1 protein-coding gene is annotated in these 791 nt (G+C 59.4%); it reads right to left on the bottom strand.

What is annotated here, in order from left to right; all coding sequences use genetic code 11:
* Nucleotides 1-791, bottom strand: a 791-nt coding sequence (locus EN991_RS38330; protein WP_245461204.1) for a caspase domain-containing protein, incomplete at both ends; no start/stop codon positions are given.

Here is a 791-nt window from a genome sequence, read left to right as displayed (position 1 = left end):
ATCTTGTGCAGGACGACCTCAGTGGTCAGCGAGACATTGCTCCAGGGGCGCTGTTTGCCGGCGGTTACCTTGAAGACATCGGCGGTAACGCGGTTCATGGCTTCGGTGATGGAAACGTTTGTTTCGCCCATATGCGCCAGCAGCGCCGAAGCGAACGGCGAATGTTGGCCCGACCCGTCAAAGGCGACCTGATTGGGACTGGTGGCGAACGCGACAAGCGTGCCGGCGCCACCATTCTCGATGGGAATTTCGGCAAGGCCGCTTCTTGCTCCCTTCACGCCGGCGGTCTTTGCCAGCACTTCGGCAAGCGGATTGTCACGGCAAGCGTCGAGAAAAATCAACCTTATGCTGGTCTCGCGCGACATTTGCCGCAGGACGAAGTCCACGGGCACCGCCTCGAAATCGAGCGAAGTCTCGTCCTCGAGTGCTGCGTCGACCGGAAGAAGGTAGTTGCTGCCTGAAACCTGCAACCCGTGGCCGGCGTAGAAAAAAAGGGCGATATCGGCGCCGCGCACCTGCTTTGCGAATTGCGCAATCGTCGTCTGGGTCTGCAATTTGGTCAGATCGAAGCCGGAAACGACTTCAAAGTCCAGATTCTCGAGGCGTTCGGCCATGGCGTGGGCGTCGCGTACCGGATTGGTCAGCGCCGGCGCATGCTCATATTGGGAGTTGCCAAGGACCAACGCAACACGGCGTTCAGCACTGGCGGCCGACAAAGTCAAAAGCAGTGCCAGCGCTACAAGCGCAATGGCGCCCACAAGTCCACCGCAATGGCCGATACGATCAAAACC

The organism is Mesorhizobium sp. M7A.F.Ca.US.005.03.2.1 (genome assembly GCF_003997795.1).
Lineage (GTDB): Bacteria > Pseudomonadota > Alphaproteobacteria > Rhizobiales > Rhizobiaceae > Mesorhizobium > Mesorhizobium ciceri.
This window is presented reverse-complemented; position numbering and strand designations above follow the sequence as displayed.